This window comes from Lolliginicoccus suaedae (assembly GCF_008312885.1).
Classification (GTDB): Bacteria; Actinomycetota; Actinomycetes; order Mycobacteriales; family Mycobacteriaceae; genus Lolliginicoccus; species Lolliginicoccus suaedae.
Map to the genome: position 1 here is coordinate 165433 of NZ_VSSO01000001.1, position 17977 is coordinate 183409.

18 protein-coding genes are annotated in these 17977 nt (G+C 68.0%); 8 read left to right on the forward strand and 10 right to left on the reverse strand.

Annotated elements, in window-relative coordinates; genetic code table 11:
- The first annotated feature begins 10 nt into the window (after positions 1-10).
- From FXO18_RS00735 to FXO18_RS00745, 3 genes are all read left to right on the forward strand, one after another.
- Positions 11-1096, forward strand: a complete 1086-nt coding sequence (locus FXO18_RS00735; RefSeq protein ID WP_149359162.1) for an NAD(P)-binding domain-containing protein — start codon at positions 11-13, stop codon at positions 1094-1096.
- 63 nt (positions 1097-1159) lie between these two features.
- Positions 1160-1924, forward strand: coding sequence for an enoyl-CoA hydratase/isomerase family protein (locus FXO18_RS00740; protein ID WP_187774116.1), 765 nt, complete (start codon positions 1160-1162; stop codon positions 1922-1924).
- 43 nt (positions 1925-1967) lie between these two features.
- Positions 1968-2798, forward strand: coding sequence for an SDR family oxidoreductase (locus FXO18_RS00745; protein ID WP_149359164.1), 831 nt, complete (start codon positions 1968-1970; stop codon positions 2796-2798).
- A 64-nt stretch (positions 2799-2862) separates the two neighbouring features.
- Here FXO18_RS00745 and FXO18_RS00750 read toward each other — a convergent pair whose 3' ends face one another.
- Positions 2863-3096: a hypothetical protein gene (locus FXO18_RS00750; RefSeq protein ID WP_149359165.1), complete on the reverse strand. Its 234-nt coding sequence runs from the start codon at positions 3094-3096 to the stop codon at positions 2863-2865.
- 290 nt (positions 3097-3386) lie between these two features.
- Positions 3387-5102 carry an acyl-CoA dehydrogenase family protein gene (locus FXO18_RS00755; protein ID WP_149359166.1) on the reverse strand — a complete coding sequence of 572 codons (1716 nt, stop codon included), beginning with the start codon at positions 5100-5102 and terminating at the stop codon, positions 3387-3389.
- 219 nt (positions 5103-5321) lie between these two features.
- Between FXO18_RS00755 and FXO18_RS00760 the strand changes: the two genes are divergently transcribed.
- The 3 genes from FXO18_RS00760 to FXO18_RS00770 are packed head-to-tail and all read left to right on the forward strand — an operon-like array spanning position 5322 to position 8987.
- Positions 5322-7571: a M20/M25/M40 family metallo-hydrolase gene (locus tag FXO18_RS00760; protein WP_149359167.1), complete on the forward strand. Its 2250-nt coding sequence runs from the start codon at positions 5322-5324 to the stop codon at positions 7569-7571.
- Positions 7572-7618: 47 nt separating this feature from the next.
- Complete coding sequence (locus FXO18_RS00765; RefSeq protein WP_149359168.1) at positions 7619-7975, forward strand: ArsR/SmtB family transcription factor; 357 nt, start codon at positions 7619-7621, stop codon at positions 7973-7975.
- 25 nt (positions 7976-8000) lie between these two features.
- On the forward strand, positions 8001-8987 hold the full coding sequence (locus FXO18_RS00770) for an SRPBCC family protein (protein WP_149359169.1): 987 nt from the start codon (positions 8001-8003) through the stop codon (positions 8985-8987).
- A gap of 110 nt (positions 8988-9097) precedes the next feature.
- Here the strand turns inward: FXO18_RS00770 and FXO18_RS00775 are convergent, their stop codons facing one another.
- The 4 genes from FXO18_RS00775 to FXO18_RS00790 all read right to left on the reverse strand — a co-directional run bounded on the left by FXO18_RS00775 (position 9098) and on the right by FXO18_RS00790 (position 12237).
- Positions 9098-9649, reverse strand: a complete 552-nt coding sequence (locus tag FXO18_RS00775; RefSeq protein WP_149359170.1) for a YceI family protein — start codon at positions 9647-9649, stop codon at positions 9098-9100.
- A 273-nt stretch (positions 9650-9922) separates the two neighbouring features.
- On the reverse strand, positions 9923-10819 hold the full coding sequence (locus FXO18_RS00780; RefSeq protein WP_149359171.1) for an adenylate/guanylate cyclase domain-containing protein: 897 nt from the start codon (positions 10817-10819) through the stop codon (positions 9923-9925).
- A 56-nt stretch (positions 10820-10875) separates the two neighbouring features.
- Entirely contained in the window at positions 10876-11448 is a 573-nt protein-coding gene (locus FXO18_RS00785) for a YceI family protein (RefSeq protein WP_149359172.1), read from the reverse strand.
- A 93-nt stretch (positions 11449-11541) separates the two neighbouring features.
- A complete protein-coding gene (locus FXO18_RS00790) occupies positions 11542-12237 on the reverse strand; it encodes a TetR/AcrR family transcriptional regulator (RefSeq protein WP_149359173.1) in 696 nt (231 codons plus the stop codon).
- A gap of 100 nt (positions 12238-12337) precedes the next feature.
- Here FXO18_RS00790 and FXO18_RS00795 point away from each other — a divergent pair, with 100 nt between their 5' ends.
- Positions 12338-13132 (forward strand): thioesterase family protein, encoded by a 795-nt coding sequence (locus tag FXO18_RS00795; RefSeq protein WP_149359174.1) that lies wholly within the window; start codon positions 12338-12340, stop codon positions 13130-13132.
- Between the two features lie 20 nt (positions 13133-13152).
- On the opposite strand, the gene FXO18_RS00800 is transcribed toward FXO18_RS00795, so the two are convergent.
- The 4 genes from FXO18_RS00800 to FXO18_RS00815 are packed head-to-tail and all read right to left on the reverse strand — an operon-like array spanning position 13153 to position 15658.
- Positions 13153-13596, reverse strand: a complete 444-nt coding sequence (locus FXO18_RS00800; protein WP_149359175.1) for an SRPBCC family protein — start codon at positions 13594-13596, stop codon at positions 13153-13155.
- A gap of 26 nt (positions 13597-13622) precedes the next feature.
- Complete coding sequence (locus FXO18_RS00805; RefSeq protein WP_149359176.1) at positions 13623-13928, reverse strand: GNAT family N-acetyltransferase; 306 nt, start codon at positions 13926-13928, stop codon at positions 13623-13625.
- A gap of 10 nt (positions 13929-13938) precedes the next feature.
- Entirely contained in the window at positions 13939-14658 is a 720-nt protein-coding gene (locus FXO18_RS00810; protein WP_149359177.1) for a pirin family protein, read from the reverse strand.
- A gap of 28 nt (positions 14659-14686) precedes the next feature.
- A complete protein-coding gene (locus FXO18_RS00815) occupies positions 14687-15658 on the reverse strand; it encodes a pirin family protein (protein WP_149359178.1) in 972 nt (323 codons plus the stop codon).
- 216 nt (positions 15659-15874) lie between these two features.
- Here FXO18_RS00815 and FXO18_RS00820 point away from each other — a divergent pair, with 216 nt between their 5' ends.
- Positions 15875-17947, forward strand: coding sequence for a fatty acid desaturase (locus FXO18_RS00820; protein WP_235900366.1), 2073 nt, complete (start codon positions 15875-15877; stop codon positions 17945-17947).
- Positions 17948-17977 lie beyond the last annotated feature (30 nt).

Consider the following 17977-nt stretch of genomic DNA (forward strand, 5'->3'; position numbering starts at 1 on the left):
GCTGGCGATCATGGCGGAGGTCAGCAACGTCGAGGTGGTCGTCATCGGTGCCGGGCAGGCAGGCTTGTCCGCCGCCCACTTCCTGGCCCGGTTCGGCCTGCGGCCCGGCGAGGACTTCGTCGTCCTCGACTCGGCCCACCAACCAGGCGGGGCGTGGCAGCACCGCTGGCCCTCGCTCACCCTCGCCACGGTCAACGGAGTGAGCGACCTGCCAGGCCTGCCGTTCGCCGATGTCGTGGACACCACGCGCGGCGAGGTCACCGCCGCCGAGGCGGTTCCCCGCTACTACGCCGCCTACGAGGACAAGTTTGGCCTGGACGTGCGCCGACCGGTGGCAGTGCGGGTGGTGTGCGGCCCGCACGAGGATGATCGTTTCCAGGTGGAGAGCAGCGCGGGAACCTGGCGGGCACGCGGCCTCATCAACGCCACCGGCACCTGGGAGAAGCCATTCATCCCGTTCTATCCCGGCGCGGATACCTTCCGGGGCAGGCAGCTCCACACCCGTGACTACACCACCGCCGACGAGTTTCGCGGCAAGCACACCGTGGTGGTCGGCGGAGGCATCTCCGCGATCCAGCTGCTCGACGAGGTCTCCCGCATCACCTCCACCACCTGGGTGACGCGCAGCGAGCCCCGGTTCCGCGAGGGACCGTTCGACGCGGGCGAGGGGCGTCGCGCGGTGGCTCTCGTCGAGGACCGGGTGCGCCACGGGCTGCCGCCCGGCTCGGTCGTCTCGGTGACCGGCCTGCCCGTGACGCCGACGGTCCGGGCGGCGCGCGAGCGGGGCGTCCTGGTGCGGCGACCGATGTTCGCGCGCATCGAGCCGGAGGGCGTGCGCTGGGCCGATGGCGACTACCAGCACGCGGAGATCCTGTTCTGGTGCACCGGGTTCCGCTCCTCGCTCGATCATCTCGCCCCGCTGGCGCTGCGCGGGCACGGTGGTGGCATCGTCATGACAGGCCGCGCAGCGACCCAGGTTGCCGAGCAACCACGGGTGCACCTGGTGGGCTACGGTCCGTCCGCGAGCACTATCGGTGCCAACCGGGCAGGCCGGGATGCCGCGCGCGAGCTGCTCAGCACCCTCGGGCTCCGGTAGCAGCCCCGCGCGCCACACGCAGCCCGTAGGATCACCACGCGGAACGAGCAAGGAGGCAACAGGGTGAGCATCACCGTCGAAGGTGGCATTGCCACGGTCATCGTGTCGGACCCGGACCGTGGTTGCAGCCTGGACATCCCGGGCCTCGACCACGCCGCGACCGTTCTGCGCGAGGACGGCAGCATTCGCGCCGTGCTGCTGCAAGGCCCCGACGGGATGGGATTCTGCAACGGCGGCGACGTGAAGGCCTTTGCCGCAGCGGAGGATCCCGGCGCCTATCTCGCGGAGATCGCTGCGCCCTTCCACCGCTTCATCTCGGCATTGCGCGCCATCGATGCGCCCTCCATCGCAGCAGTACGCGGATTCGCCGCCGGGGGAGGGATGAGCATCGCCTGCGCCGCAACCCTCGCGGTGGGCGGTCCCGGCACCCGGTTCCTCCCGGCCTATCCGACGATCGGATTCTCCACCGACGGCGGGCTGAGCTGGACCCTGCCCCGCATCGTGGGGCAGCGCCAGGCCGCGCGCATCATCCTCGGCAACCAGCTCCTCGATAGCGGCGAGGCGCAGCGGCTCGGGCTGCTCGGCGATGTGACCGGCACCGACGAGGACGTCGTGCCGCACGCGCGAGCCCTTGCCGACAAGCTCGCGGGCGCCTCGCGCACCGCCACCACCGAGATCCTGCGGCTGCTGCGCTCGGGCCCCGCCAGCGTCCTCGACGAGCACCTCGATGCCGAGGCAGCAGCGATCGCCCGCACGGCTGGGAGCGCGGACGGGCGCGAGGGCGTCGCGGCGTTCCTCACCAAGCGCGCGCCCCGGTTCGCGCCCTGAACCACCACCAGCGTCCATCGTTCCTGCGACCCCAAGGAAACCCATGAGCAGTGAATTCATCGAGACCCTCGACCTCCGCGGCAAGGTCGTCTTCGTGGCCGGGGGAACCAGCGGCATCAATCTTGGCATCGCCGAGGACTTCGCCCGGGCCGGGGCGAACGTCGCGGTGCAGAGCCGCTCCCAGGACAAGGTCGACTCCACCGTCGCGGACCTGAAGGAGTTCGGGGTGGCCGCGTTCGGGGCGGCCGCCGATGTGCGTGACTACGCCGCCACCGAGGAGGCCCTCGCGACCGCCGCCGACGCGCTCGGCCCCATCGACGTGCTCATCTCGGGGGCCGCCGGGAACTTTCCCGTCTCCGCGCTGAACATGTCGGCCAACGCGTTCAAGTCCGTGGTCGACATCGATCTGCTCGGCACGTTCAACGTGCTGCGCGCGGGCTTCCAGTTCCTGCGTCGGCCGGGCGCGTGCGTCATCAACATCTCGGCGCCGCAGTCGGAGCTGCCCACCATCACCCAGGCGCACGTGTGCGCGGCCAAGGCCGGGGTGGACATGCTCACCCGCACCCTCGCGCTCGAATGGGGACCGTCGGGCGTGCGGGTCAACGCGGTCATCCCGGGGCCCATCGACGGCACCGAGGGCATGTCCCGCCTCGCGCCGACCGATGAGGCCCGCGAGCTTGTCACCAGCAGCGTCCCGCTGCGCCGCTATGGAACCCCGCGCGATGTCGCCAATGTGTGCCGCTTCCTCGCCTCCCCGCTCGCTGACTACGTGACGGGCGTCGTGCTGCCCGCCGATGGAGGCTGGGTGCTTGGTGGAGCCTCCCAGACCATGGGTGTCATCGGCGCGCCGCTGATGGAGCCCAAGCAGCGCTGATCCGGGCCAGAGAAGGCCAGTGGCCCCGTGGATCATCCACGGGGCCACTGTTCTCGGATTGGTCTCAGGGGCGGTCAGCAGGGTTCCAGGGGAAGACCGGCTGGAAGAAGGCCTGCTCGGTGTTGACCCACTCGCCGGCCTCGGCGTCCCATTCCTGGCCGATCTCCTGGGTGCCCTGGAGCACGCCGAGGAGCTCGGCCTGGCCTGCGTTGAAGTCTCCGAGCCCGGCGAGGAAGTCGCCGAGGTCCGCGTAGTAGCCGGAATCACCGATCAGTGCGGTGAGGATCTGCTCGAGCATGATGCATCCTTGGTTCGTAGGGCGCGCGCCGGACTGGGGGAGTGGCGCGCTGCCCCTATTTGTATTGAGCAGCAGGTGCATTGGTGGCATTACCGGGGCGATGGAGACGCTTCCTTGGCCGGTTCGTCGCCTTTCCGAAACCCGTTTAATTGCTGGTAAACGGGGGTTTTCGGTAAGGAGTCCGGCGCGTGGATGGCGGGGGTCGCAGTTCGGGCCTAGAACAAGCAGGAGCGGGAGGGATGCCTTGCGGCTTCCCTCCCGCTCCAACGTTCCCGCGGTGGATCGTGTAGCTACGGGTTCATCGTGTACCGGCCCGACAGGCTGGAAACGGCGTCCCAGGTGGAGCTGTCGTCGCTGTCCGCGGGACGACGGATCGCAGCGATCATGCGCTTCTGCTGCTCGTCGGTGGCGAGCGGCTTGGAGTACAGGGCCACCGCGTAGCTGGAGAAGTCCCGGACGATCGTGGTGAAGATCTGATCGATCAGTGCATCATCGATGCCAACGATGCGGGCCTGCTCGAGGATGAGGTGGCCGTAGACGATCTGGGTGAACAACTGGCCGACCTCGAGCATGAAGTTCATGTCCTTGATCTGCTCGGCCGAGGGGGTGGCCTCGGTGAGCAGCGCGAGGAACTCGGTGATCTGCTCGCGGAACACCGCCACGTTCGGGATGCGCGAAGCGGCCTCGAACTCGCTGTTCCAGTCATGGAACCGCACCTTCGACAAACCCCGGGCGGGGCCCTGGTTGAACAGGAAGCCGTCGTTGGCGGCGTCGCGGCGCGTGGGCACCTCGGGCAGCTCGGCGGGCTGGAAGAGGTACGCCGCCATGAACTTGTTGATCAGCGCGAGGTTCACCGCGACGGTGCCCTCGAGCTTGGGCAGGCCGCGCACGTCGTTGGCGGCGATGGTGATGTAGTTGTCCTTCTCGAAGCTCTTCGCCGCCACGATGTCCCCGAGCAGGCCGATGACCTTCTCCGACTCCGTGGTCACCTTCATCTTGGTGACGGCGTTGTAGAGCAGGTAGCGGCGGTCATCGGCGCTGGCCTCGCGGAAGTAGTCGATCGCCCGGTCCGAGAACAGGCGGCCACCGATCAGGCGGGCGTATGCCTCGATGAACGCGGCACGCACATGCGGCATGGTGGTCACTGCGGCGCCGTAGAGGACGCGGTTGGACGCGTGGGTGATGGCCTCGTAGAGAGCATGGGTAGCCATGCCGACGCCACCGAAGCACAGATTGAACTTGCCGACGTTGACGGTGTTCATCGCGGCGGAGAAGGCGTCGTCGCCACGGTGGAGGATGTCCTCCTCCCGCACGGGGTAGTCGTTGAGCTGGAACGCGGCCACATACATCTGCGAGGGCACGATGTTCTTGATCAGCTCGAACGCCGGATGGCTGGAATCGGCGCGGAAGAAGACGTACTCGTGCCCGCCGTCGGCCTGGTCGATCCGGCCGAACACCGACACGGTGCGGGCGCAGTTGCCGTTGCCGATGTAGTACTTGCCGCCGTTGGCGCGATAGCCGTCCTCGGTGGCGGTGAGCCGCATGTCCGTGGAGTAGACGTCAGCGCCGTGGTCCTTGTCGGACAGGCCGAACGCCGCGACCTCGCCGCTGGCGAGGGATTCGGCGGTGATCTGGCGGGCCGAAGCGTTGTTGCTCTGCCAGACCGGGCCGAGACCGAGCGCGGTGACCTGCCACGGGTACCAGTAGTTCAGTCCGTAGAACCCAAGGATCTCCGAGAGCGCGGCGACGCGGGCGGTGTCCCAGCGGGCTCCGGGCGCGGCACCCTCCTGGCCCTCTGGAGTGAGGAACTTCGCGAAGAGCTGCTTCTCCGCGACGAAGTCAAGAAACTGCTGGTAGAAGACATGATCGTGATAGTCCTCGGTGAGCTTGCCCAGGCCGCGGGACTCGAACCAGTCGATCGTCGCGGCGAGCAGCTCGCGGGTCTCGGTGTCGAAGTGCGCGGGGTCGTAGCTGTGCGGGTCCAGCAGAAGATCGGGGGAGGGCACGGTACCTGCCTTGGTCTCGGATCGATGCGTTGATAGGCCTGTCCACCGAGACTATGCCGCTACCGGGCCGGTGTGCCAGAGCACACGCCGGGACGCCTTGTCCCACGAAACCGCAGGTATCAGCGTCTTCAGTGTTCAGCACCCCTCGAGCTTGCCGGTGGCCTACTGTTCGCATTGGATGGGTTTCCAGCCAGATCCAGAATCGACAGGGGCGTTGCGATGGGATTCTCTCGCCGCGCGGGCTTGCTGGGGCTAGTTATTCTGCTGCTCGTCGCGATGTTCTCCGCAGCCATGCTGCGGATGCCCGATCCGCTGCCCGCGGACGCGGAGAGCGGGCAGTTCAGCGCGGGGCGTGCCCTCGAAGTGGTGGGGAAGGTTGCCCAGGCGCCGCATCCTGCAGGAACGGCCGAGCATGCGCGGGTCCGCGACTACATTGTCGGCGAGCTCGAAGGCATGGGTTTGTTGGCGAGCGTCGAGGAGGCGGTAGGCCGCACCCCCGAGCATCTTGACGATCCGGACCTGGTCGACCTCGCGCGTGCGCAGAACATCGTCGCCCGGCTGCCCGGCACCGATCCCACAGGGTCGGTGTACCTTGCTGCTCACTACGACTCGGTGGCTTCCGGCCCAGGAGCCAATGACGATGGGGCCGGGGTGGCGGTGGTCCTCGAGACTGTCAGGGCGCTCGTCGCTGGGGACGCTCCGCTGCGCAATGATCTCGTGGTGCTGATCACCGACGCAGAAGAGCTAGGGCTGATCGGCGCGGAAGCGTATGCTCGCGGCTTCTCCGACGATGATCCGCCCCGCGTGGTCATCAACCATGAGGCCCGAGGGGCGCGCGGGCCGGTGTTGCTGTTCCGGACAACGAGCCCGAACGACACGCTCATCCGGGACGTCGCCGGGGCGGCCCCGCACCTCATCGCGGATTCCGCGACGTCGGCGTTCGCGGCCGCGCTGCCCAACGACACGGATTTCTCCGCTCTCGACGTCGCCGGGTTCACCATTCTGGACTTGGCCTATATCGGCGGGGGTGCGTACTACCACAACGTCGTCGACACACCGGCTCACGTCGACCCCTCGACCGTCCAGCAGTTTGGTGACAACACCCTCGCCATGGCCCGCGTGCTCGGCGGCGCGGACCTCCGGGCCAGCGAGCCCCGCGAGGATCTCGTGTACTTCAGCGTCCCCGGCGGGGCGCTCATCACGTATCCGACGTGGCTGGCGACGGTCCTCGCCCTTGTCTCGCTCGCCGGATTGGGGGCGCTGCTGTTCTCGTCGCGCCGGGCCGTGCCCCTGCGTCGGGTGGTGCTCGGAGGGTTGTCGACTTTCGCCGCGATCGTTGCCGGTGCGGGGGTCGTGCTCGTGATGTGGTGGGCAGTGAACCAGGTTCGTCCGGGCTACGCGGCACTCACGGACGCCTACCGGCCATGGTTCTACTACGGCGCCGTCATTGCTGGCGCGCTGGCGGCCCTGACGGGCTGGTATCACCTGGGTCGACGAATGGGGGCTACCGCGTTGGCCTACGGCGGCCTCGGCGTGGTGACGATAGCCGGGGCGGTTCTCAGTTTCGCTGTGCCTGTGGCGGGACACTTCGTGACGTTGCCTGCCCTCGGTGCCGTGGCGGGCGCGCTGGTCTCCCGGGTCGTTCCCGGGGCGTGGAGGGTGCTGGCGACGACGGCGGGGCTGTTGCCGGCTGCGTTCTTCCTCAGCGTGGCGCTCTGGCCGAGCCTGCAGATCGGGATGAGCCAGGCGGCGTTGCTCATCGTGGGGCCGGTCGTGCTGCTGGCCGTGCTTCTCGCGCCGCTCCTCGAGGCAGTGTGGCCGCGGCGGCGCGGAGTCCTGATCCCGGTGACCGCGCTCGCGGGGGTCGTGGGGCTCGCCGGGTGCGGACTCGCTGTCGATACGTTCAGTCCGGAGACGCCGGAACCAGTCAGCCTGACCTACGCGATGGACGTCAGCTCCGGGGAGGCGATGTGGATGTCGTCGATACCGCCGAACCGGTGGAGCGCGGACTATGTGGACACCAAGCGCGAGCTGGTTGCCCCGTTCACGCATCTCTCCGAGGTTCCGCTGCACACTGGTCCTGCTGAGCCGAGCGACCTGCCGCAGCCAGAGCTCGACGTCATCGCGGATGATGTACAAGGCAATGAACGGACACTCGATCTGCGGCTGGGCTCGGAGCGCGGGGCGGGTGCCGTGGGTGTCTTCTACGAATCGGCTGACACGATCCGCTCGCTCACCGTCGATGGGCGCGAGGTGTTGCCGGTGCCGACGGCAGGGTTCGTTTTCCACGCGCCGCCCGCGGAAGGGCTAGAGATCACCATCGTGGCCGAGCCCGGTGAGCTCACCCTGCAGGCGTTCGACTATTCCCGGGTCGATGCCGGTGGGGTGCGCGGTTTCCGGCCGCCGCCACCGGAGATGTTCCTGCATGCACGCAGCAACGCATTTGTCCTGCGCACCGTCACCTTGTGATTCTCGGGGTCTTGCCAAATCCCGGGAACGGAGTAATATACAACCATATGGTTGTACATACGGGCGCGGGTGCCGCTGAGCTCACCGATGACGAGGTCGACCGGATCTTCCGGGCCCTCGCCGATGCGACGCGCCGCGACATCCTGCGCCGGACTCTCGCCCGAGAGGCGACAGTCTCGGAACTCGCAGCGGACTACGACATGTCGTTCGCCGCTGTGCAGAAGCACGTCGCCGTCCTCGAAGGAGCTGGGCTGGTGACCAAGCATCCGAAGGGCCGTGAGCGGCAAGTCCGCGGCAACCCCGAGGCAATCCGGCGGGCACAGGTGCTGCTCGGCCGCTACGAACAGATCTGGCGGGGCCGCATCGCGCGACTCGACGCGCTCCTCGCCGACGACACCGATTGATCAACCCGAACCGAGAGGCAAAGCCATGCCCGTCACATCTGTAACCCGCGACCCAGAAGCCCTCACGATGACCGTTGTCGCCGACTTCGCGGCTCCGCTGGAGCGCCTGTGGGACGCCTATACCGACCCGCGGCAGATCGAGCGATTCTGGGGGCCACCGGCCTACCCCGCGCAGTTCACCCGTCACGATGCCGCGCCCGGTGGCCGATCGGTGTACTCGATGACCGGGCCCGACGGGGAGACCTACCACGGTTTGTGGGAATGGGAATCCGTGCAGCCCCGGCACTCGTTCGACGTGCGCGACCGGTTCGCCCACGCGGACGGCAGTCCCAACAGTGACCTGCCCACCGTGCGGATGCGATTCACCTTCGAAGGCACCGACGCGGGATCCCGGGTCACCACTGTGAGCCAGTTCGACTCGCTCGATGAGCTCGAGAAGCTCCTGGAGATGGGCATGGACGAAGGCATGAGGGAGGCGATGGGCCAGATCGACGCGATCCTCGATGATCTTTCTTCCTTCGCCGCTGGCCGAGCGACCAGCACCGCGATCCTCAGTGACACGAAGGTGCGCATCAGCAGGGTCATCCGTGGCCCGATCGAGGAAGTGTGGCGCGCGCACATCGACGTGAGCCTCCTGCGGCAGTGGATGCTCGGCCCCGATGGCTGGACGATGCCGGTGTGCGAGGTCGCGGAGGTTGTCGGCGAGAGCTACCGGTACGAATGGGAAGAGGCCGGGAACGACGAGAACAGGTTCGGGTTCGAGGGCGAGCTGCTCGAGTCGGCTCCGCCGCACCGCATGGTGACCACCGAGCGGATGATCGGAATGCCCGGGGACGGCACGGTCAACGAGATGACCCTCGCGGCAGTGGAGGGGGGCACGCTGATGACGCTGGTCATCACGTATCCGAGCGTCGAACTGCGCGACATGGTCCTCGGTACCGGCATGACCGATGGCATGGAATCGAGCTACCAGCGGCTCGAGCGCGACGTGCTGGCAACGGCCATCGCGTGACCGTGCCTGCCTTGTGACGGTGCCTGCCGGGCCTCTCGCCTAGCGGAATGCACTGGTCCCGCGCGCCGGGGTGGTGGCACGCGGGACCAGGGGTGGCAGCGGAAGGTGTGCTACTGCTTGACGGCCTCGATGTCGAGGGTGATGGTGACCTTGTCGCCCACCACGGCGCCGCCGTTCTCGAGCGGTGCGTCGAAGCTGAGGCCGAAGTCCTTGCGGTTGATGGTGGTGCTGGCCTCGAAGCCGGCGACCTCGCCCTGGCCCATGCCGGGGCTGACACCGTTGAACTCGAGCGCGAGGCTGACGGGCTTGGTCACGCCGCGCAGCGTGAAGTTGCCGTCGAGGTAGAGGTCGTCGCCGTCGGCGCGGAGCCCGGTGGAGGCGAAGGTGGCGGTGGGGTTGTTCGCGGAGTCGAAGAAGTCGGCGGTGGCGAGGTGCTCGTCGCGCTGCTTGTTCTTGGTGGTGACGGAGGCGACAGCGATGTGCGCGGTGACGGACGGGGTGCCGTCCTCGGCGACCTCGAGCTGGCCGGAGAACTCGGTGAACTCGCCGCGGACCTTGCTGACCATGAGGTGGCGGACGCTGAAGGACACGGTGGAGTGGACGGGGTCGATGGTCCAGGTGCCGGTGGTGAGGTCGGGCAGGGTGGTGACGGCGGTGGTCATGGTGGCTCCTCGAAAGCGTGGAATCGATGCAAGTAGTTGCTTAAGCAACTAAAACTAGTCAAGCATTCAACTAGGAATCTGTCGAGGGATGGTGACAGAAGTCACACCTAGAGATGCAGGCGTCGATGGTGGCGCCCGCGGCACCGACCGACGACTGGCTCAGCGGCCCTGCCCCGGCGGCAAACGCACCTGCGATCGGCAAACGCGATAGAAATGCGCCCGGTTCTCGGGTCGCTTCTATCGCGTTTGCGGCCCAGCAAGCGGCCCAGCGAACTAGCCGGCGAGCACGGTGTACGAGATCGAGTCAGCTCCATGTTGGGCATCCTGCGCGCCCAGGCTGATCTGCCCACTGCCGAGCAGGGGGCACTCATCGCGTCGCAGATGCACCCGCGCGCCCTCATGGGTCACCACGTACGTGCCGTTGGTGCTCTGGTCCTCCAGCACGAATGCGCCTCGCCGGTACTCGATCCGTGCATGCTTGCGCGACACCAGCGGAAGATCCACGACCAGGTCGCTATTCGGCCCACGGCCGAGCAGGAACGGGGTATCGCGCTCGGACACGCTCGCGGCATGCCCGTGGAACAGCAGTTGCAGCACCTTGCCGGCCTCGCCCGGGGCGGAGCGCCCGAGGCTGACGATGCGTGTTGCATCGGTATCGTCGTCCCACAGCACCTGATAGATGTCGAGGGGCTCCTTCTTGCCCTTCACCGTGGCGCGATCGACGAGCCGAACCCGCACTGGCCCGCCGCCGGGCAGCAGGGCAACGCTCGCTCCAGACATGACGATCTGGCCCGCGCGAGCCAGCCCGACCATGCGCGCCGCGACATTGACGGCGTCGCCGAAGACATCGCCATCGTCGCGGATGATCGCCTGGCCGAAGTGCAGGCCCACCCGCACGCTCAGCCGGGGCCCCGCCGGTAGTGGCGCGCGCATCGCTTCCTCGATGGCGATAGCGCCCTGCGCGGCATCGGTGACGGTGCTGAACCGGGCCATCACCTCGTCGCCGATGGTCTTGATCACGATGCCGCCGTGGCGGCCGACTGCGCGCGCCATGCGATCCACGGCCTCGGCGATCACCATGCTCGCGGTCGTGTCGCCCAGTGATTCGTAGAGCTCGGTGCTGCCGCTCACATCGGCGAACATCACTGCTAGCGCGTCAGGCTCATCCATTCAGCACCTCTCACGCGGGGGATCGGGCAGCGGGACCGGTTGCGGTTCCGTGCCCATTATCGCGTCCCGTCGAGCTCGAGCGTCCCCCGGATGGCCACGGTCACATCATCGGCGAGCCGCAGTGCCCCGAGGAACGCGGAGAACGGGGTGATGCCCCAGCGGGACTGGCGGACCTGTGCCGTCACCTCGACCTGGCCGGATTCATCGATGGTGCCGGTCAGCGTGACGGGCCTCGCGGCGCCGAGCAGGGCGAGATCGCCGTCCACGCGCAGCGTTGTGCCGTCGATGGTGATCGAGGTCGAGGCGAACGTGGCGGTAGGGAATGCTCTCGGATCGAGCACGCCGCGCATGTTCTTCTCGGTGGTGCGCCGGTCCGAGCCGGACATGGGCTTCACGCCGCCAGTGGCTGCGCTGATCGCGAGGGAGCCCGTCTGGATGGTCGCGGCGATCGTGGCGTCGCCCGGTCCGCTTGGGGGCACGATGACCCGCGCGGACCACTCGGCGGCACCGATCACGAGGTCGTGGCCCACGCGCGCGCCCACCCCCGCTCGGGAGGTCCGCACTGCCAGCTGGTCGGATTCATGGCCCGGGTGCTCCGGGCCGAGGACGTATTCACCCGCATCGAGCATGGTGTCCACGGTAGTCCCGCGCGAGGGCTCGCGGGGGCCAGGCGCGCTACTAGCCGTGCCCGGTCGGCGACGATCAGGAGTCCATGAAGCGCTCTAGCGCACTATTTCCTCCGCTGCCCGGTCGAGCCGGTCGGGGAGGTCTGCTTCGGACAGGTGCAGGCGCTCCGGCAGGCGAGAAGCGATCGCCGTCCCGAATCCCGCCATCCTGATGGTGTCGAGAAGGATGACCTCGATGTCCACGGGCCAGGGAAAATCCGGCTGGCTGATCAGCAGGGAAACGTACCCGTGCAAGGCTGACCACAGTCCGATCGCGAGGCGCTGCGGACTGCCCTGGAAGATCCCGGTCTCGATGCACTGCGACACGGTTTCGAGGTGGAACTTGTAGCACTCGCGCGCCGCGAGGGCGACTCCGGGCGAGGAGGACTGGCGCATCATCAGTACCCGGTACTGGATGGGGTGGTCGAGGGCGAAGTGCGTGAATGCCCGTGCCTGCGCGGCGAGCGCGGTGAACGGGTCACGGTGGCGTGCCGCCGATTCGCGGACGTGTATGCCTAGTTGATCCCAGACGCGAAGGCACACCGCGTCGACGAGGGTCTCCTTGTTCTCGAAATGCAAGTAGACCGACGGAGTGGTGACCCCGGTGCGGCTGGCCACCGCGCGCATGGTCAACGCGCTCTCGGTGCCCGATTCCACGAGCATCGCTTCGGCCGCGTCGAGAATGTCGTCGCGGAGCTGCGCGCCCTCTCCGGGGCGGGCGCGAGCTCGTGTGCGGTGTCGCGATTCGGGCATGCGGGAATTGTCGGTCACCGGGGTTGACACTGTCAACCTGACGTCGTTAACTTAACGATGGGTGCAACGGTGCGCCCACGGCAGCGAAAGTGAGAAACCCATGACCACCTTCGATTCCGCATCGCGGTCGGAAGAAGTCTCGCCAGGCGTCCACCAGGTGAATCTCGACGGCCGCTTCGCCGTCGGCGACAAGCTGCACGGCGGCTACCTGCTCGCCACCACGGCCCGCGCGGCAGCGCATGGGGCCCTCCGCCATCCTGATCTCAGCGCGGTCAGCGCGACATTCATCAGCCCGCCCGTGCCCGGGAAGGCTCTCGTCGAGACGACCGTCCTCCGCGAGGGAAAATCGGTCACTCAGGTGCATGCGGTCCTGCGGCAAGGCGGCACGGACTGCCTGGCCGCCCTCATCACCCTCGGAGCATTGCAGAACGCGGACCCGTACTTCTCCTCGGCTGCACGGCCGCAGATCCCCGACGAGGACAGTTGCGTGCAGATCCCAGCGAACGGGCCGTTCGTGCTGCCCATCATGGATGTCGTGCAGCACCGGGTCGACCCAGGCGTTCTCGGGTTCGTCGCAGGGAAGCCCCGGGGCTCCGGCCAGGTCGGGGCGTGGATCAGGCATGCGGACGGGGCGCCGTGGGATCCGTTCAGCCTGCTGATCCCCCTGGATGCGTCTCCGCCTGTTTCCCTGGAGCTCGGTGTCACCGGCTGGGCGCCGACCATCCAGTTCACCGCGTTCATCCGGAACGCCCCCGCGCCCGGCCCCGTCCAGGTGCACACCACATCGGCGGAGATCAGTAGTGGCCGGATGGACGAGACGACGACCGTGTGGGACAGCGCTGGCCGTATCGTCGGGCAGGCCATGCAGCTCGCAGGGGTTCGCCTTCCCGACTGAGCCTGAGTGCCGGGCATTCCCTAGGACTGGCCCTGCTCGAGGATCGTCTTGAGCAGGCGCAGGTCCTTGCTGCTGGCGCGCTTGATAGCGGCGGAGATCATGGGCCTGGCCAGCCGGGACAGCCTGGGCGGTCCCCCCTCATTGGTGAGCTCCATGCGCGTGGCACCCTCGCCCGCGTCCGCCCACGCGTAGGTGGTGCGCATGGGGAACGGACCCTCGCGGACCTGCATCACGAGCCGCTCGCCGGGCACGTGCTCCACCACCTCGTAGGTGTAGTCGAGGGTGCGGCCGACGAACTCGGCGTGGAACGCGAGCTGGGTGCCTACCGCGAGCGGCGGGGAGGTCAGCCACTCGACCGACGAGATGTTCTCGTACCAGGTGGTGGCCTTGTCGGGGTTGGCGGCGAACCGCGCGACATCCGCACGGGGGCGATCGATGATGATCGACGTGGTGACCGAGACCATGCCTGTGATGCTAGAGGGCCGGGCTCCTACAGGTCGAACTCGGCCCGGCGGTCCTCGGGCACCAACGCCACGTAGTCGACGTGCTTGGTGAGGAACTTCCGCACGGCCGGGCAGTACGGCAGGATCTCGAGGCCCTCGCCGCGGGTGGTGTCGAGCGCTTCCTGGATGACCTTCATGGCGAGGCCCTGGCCGCCGAACTTGTCGGCGATCTCGGTGTGGATGAAGGCGCGGTAGGAGCCGCGCGGCCGGTACTCGGTGAATCCGGCGAGCTCGTCATCGACCCAGATCTCGAAGCGGGTCTGCTCGGTGTTGTGCTTGACCTCGATGGCCATGGGGTTCCTTTCAGAAGTGGGCGTACATCTCCCAGATGAGTATTTCGGATTCGCTCGTCGCTGTCAGCGCTTGGCCGCCCCCGCTGGTGATGCGAGCGGAATCGCCCGCCGCGAGAACCTCGTCCCCGAGCGTCGCGGTGCCCTCGGCGAGGTAGACGTGCACGAACGGTGCGCTCGGTACCGTGATCGATCGGCCCTCCGGGAGGCGCGCGGCGTAGAGGGCAGCGTATTTGTTGGCCAGGCCGATCCCGGGGGAGCCGACGTGCTTCGGCAGCCCGGAAGCCACGACGAACAGCTCGCCGGATGCGAGCTCGCGGCTGAAGTCGGCCTGCTCGTAGCTGGGCTCGAGGCCGTTGGTGTCGGGCGCGGCCCACATCTGCACGACGCGGATGTCCTCGCCCTCGCGCGAGAGGCTCCGCTCGGCGTGGCTGATGCCACTGCCGGCGGTCATGCGCTGGGCGGACCGGGCGGGGATGCGCAGCGTGTTGCCGGTGGAGTCCTCGTGCACGACCTCGCCCGACATCACCCAGGTGATGATCTCCATGTCCTTGTGCTGGTGGCGGTCGAAGCTGCCACCGGGGGCCATGATGTCGTCGTTGTTGACGAGCAGCACGCCGTGGCCACCGCGATGCAGGTCGAAGTTGCCCGCGAACGGGAACGAATGCCTGCTCGTGAGCCACTCCATGCGGATGGTGGTGCGCTCATCGGCGCGCTTGATCACGGTGTCCATCGGTTGCCTCCCGGGCGCGGGGCCCTCGTCAGCGTCCCCGGTAGGGACGGATGCCATCGGCGGGGATGTGCCCGAACGCGCCGGACTGGAAGTCCTCGAGCGCCTCGATGATCTCCTGCTTGGTGTTCATCACGAACGGTCCGTACTGGAAGACGGGCTCGCGGATCGGTTGGCCACCGAGCAGCAGCACCTCGAGCGCGGGACGGTTGCTGTCCTGCGACTCCGCGGCCGCGACGGTGATGCGGTCGCCAGCGCCGAGGACGGCGAGCTGGCCCTGGCGGATGGGGCGGGCCTCCGCGCCGACGGTGCCGCGGCCCGACAGCACGTACACCAGGGCGTTGAACGCGGGGTTCCACGGTGTGGAGAGCTGCGCGCCCGGCTGGATGGTGGCGTGGGCCATGGTGATCGGCGTGTAGGTGGCGCCTGGGCCGTGATGGCCGTCGAGGTCGCCGGCGATCACGCGCACGAGCGCGCCGCCATCGGCGGAGGCGAGCAGGGTCACCTGCTCGCCCTCGAGGTTCTGGTACTTCGGGGCGAGGAACTTGTCCTTGCGGGGCAGGTTCACCCACAGCTGGATGCCGTGGAACAGGCCGCCGGAGTCGACGAGCTCGGCGGGCGGGGTCTCGATGTGCAGGACGCCCGAGCCCGCGGTCATCCACTGCGTGGCGCCGTTCTCGATCAGTCCGCCGCCGCCGTGGGAGTCCTGGTGCTGGAAGCGGCCGTCGATCATGTAGGTGACGGTCTCGAATCCGCGATGGGGGTGCCAGTCGGTGCCGCGCGGCTCGCCCGGCGCGTAGTCGACCTCGCCCATCTGGTCCATATGGATGAAGGGGTCGAGGGCACCGGCGGGGACTCCGGCGAAGGCCCGGGTGACGGGGAAGCCCTCGCCCTCGAAGCCGCGCGGGCCGCTGGTCAGGGAGGTGACGGTGCGCTCGGTCTCGGGGGCGGTGGCGGCGTGGATGCGGGGGAGGGTGAGCGGATTGGCGGTGACGGCAGGCATTGGGTGCTCCTCTCGTGGCTCTCGAACCCTACAACTGGTTGAGGATTCAATCTATTCCGGGTGCGCCGGGACTGTCGGCCATCCGGGTCGCGTGGTTCCCGTCCTGTATCGGTTGCATCGATCCATCCATGCGCCGAACCTGGGATTTGGTACGTTTCGGATCATCGGCGAGGCATGGTCCACGCGCCCCACGAGATCGGAGCCACGATGAGTAGCTTGGCACCCACCGGAGCCGGCGGAACCGCTCGGTCGGCCCCGTCAGCCCAGCCAGACGCGCTTGCGCCCCGCCGCGGCGTGCCGGACCCCGGCATACCGCTCCCCGTCATCGCCTTGCCCACGGTCGCGCTGTGGGCGGTGGGGATCGGCTGGTGGGCGTTCGTCGCGTGGCTGCTGCTTGGCGCCGGGGTGAGCGCATGGATCACCATTCCGCTCCATGCCGTCGTCAACTTCACCATGTTCACCGTGCTCCATGATGCCACTCACCACGCGGTGAGCCGCCACACCTGGATCAATGAGGTGTTCGGCAGGCTGTCGGTGCCGTTCGTGGCCAGCTACGCGTCGTTCCCGCTGATTCGCTACATCCACATCGAGCATCACCGCAACACCAACGAGCCGATGACCGAGGACCCTGATGCGTGGACGAGCCACGGGCCGTGGTGGCAGCTGCCGTTCCGCTGGGCCACGATCGACGTCTGGTACGTCCTGTTCTACCTGCCCCGTGCCTTCCACTGGAAGGGGATCCTCGACAAGTCCGAGCGGCCGATCATCCGCCGCCCGCGCACCGAGGTCATCGAATCGGTGTTCCTGCTCGCGCTCTCGGCGGTGGTCTACGGCGCGCTGATCGTCTCGGGGCTCGGCTGGTACCTGCTCGTCATGTACATCATCCCGCAGCGGATCGCGCTCACCGCGCTGGCCTGGTGGTTCGACTGGCTGCCCCATCATGGGCTCGAGGCGACGCACAAGCAGGACCGCTACCGTGCCACCCGCGTCCGCGTCGGCATGGAATGGCTGCTCACCCCGACGCTGCTCTACCAGAACTATCACCTCGTCCATCACCTCCACCCGGCGATCCCGTTCTACCGCTACATCACCGCGTGGAAGCGCAACGAGGACGGCTACCTCGATGCGAACGTGGCGATCACCAGCGCCTGGGGCAAGGAGCTCACGCCGGAGGAGTACCGGGAGTGGCGGCATATCACCCACAACCTCGGTGCGGGCTCGTCCTCCCGGCCCGAGTTCCGCAAGCTCACCGTCGACGAGGTCCTCCCGCTAACGGACGACGCGGTATCGCTGACGTTCACCATCCCCGAGGAGCTCAAGGAGGAGTTCGCGTTCGTTCCCGGCCAGCACCTCACCCTCGAGCTGACCGTGGACGGCAAGCGCCAGCGCCGCACCTACTCGATCTGCTCGTCCGTGGACTCGGGCCGCGCGCGCATCGCCATCAAGCGCATCCCTGGCGGTGCTGTATCGCACCAGCTCGTCTCGTCCGCCCGCCGCGGCGACGTGCTCGACGTCCTCCCGCCGTCCGGGCGCTTCACGCTCGATCACGCCCCGGGGGACACGACCACGCACTACGTGGCAATCGCGGCGGGCAGCGGGATCACACCGATCCTCGCGATGATCACCACCACGCTCGAGCGCGATGAGAATGCCCGGTTCACCCTGCTCTACAGCAACAAGTCGCGCGCGCAGACCATGTTCGCCGACGAGCTCACGACTCTCGCCGAGAAGTTCGAGGGCCGCCTGCGGATCGTGCACTTCCTGACCAGCGGCAAGGAGCCCGCGCTCGACGGCGAGCTCGAGACGGTGCGGATGCGCCGCTTGCAGCCGCGCGAGATCATGGAATGCGCCGAGCCGGGGAGCGGCGCGATCAACGGGTGGTACCTGTGCGGGCCGCAGGACCTGATCGACCGTGCGACCGAGGAGCTCGAGGCTGCGGGCATTGATCCCGCCACCATTCATTCGGAGCTGTTCTTCGCCACAGCGCCGCCACCGACGACCATGCACAGCGTGGTTTCCTCGGTGACCGCGCGGATCGATGGCGAGCTCTACAACGGGGTGAGCTCGGGCCCGGAGACCGTCCTCGATACCGTGCTGCAGACCGGTGGCGACGCGCCCTACGCGTGCATGGGCGGGGCCTGTGGCACGTGCCGCGCCAAGCTGCTTGGCGGCGATGTGGAGATGGACATCCGCTACGCGCTGACCGACGAGGAGGTCGCGGACGGCTACATCCTGACCTGCCAGGCGCGGCCGACCACGCACCAGGTCGAGGTCGATTACGACCAGTAGTGCCCGCGAATGGCAAAGGGATGGCCCGCA